Below are 253 nucleotides of genomic sequence, written 5' to 3' on the forward strand. Positions count from 1 at the left end.
GGGCGCCGACCCATGGCCGGCGCCCCTTACCTCAGCAACCCTGTGTCATCAGCTGCAGCCGCTGGTCGAGCCGCAGCCCTCGCAGATGTAGCAGGAGCCGGCCCGCTGCATCTTCGTACCGCAGGAGAAGCACAGCGGAGCGTCGGCCTGGATGCCCAGCTGCATCTCCACCAGCTCGGCGCTGGTGTGCGCCTGCTTCGGGGCGGGCTTGACCACCTCGGCCTCGGCCCTCGGGGCGGCGACGGCCTTCAGC

General features: G+C 71.1%; 1 protein-coding gene. It reads right to left on the reverse strand.

Annotated elements, in window-relative coordinates; genetic code table 11:
* Positions 1-48: 48 nt before the first annotated feature.
* The coding region (locus tag BEK98_RS47795) for a hypothetical protein (protein WP_143684320.1) at positions 49-253 on the reverse strand (205 nt) is incomplete at its 5' end.

The sequence above is a fragment of the Streptomyces diastatochromogenes genome (assembly GCF_002242805.1).
GTDB classification, from domain to species: Bacteria; Actinomycetota; Actinomycetes; order Streptomycetales; family Streptomycetaceae; genus Streptomyces; species Streptomyces diastatochromogenes.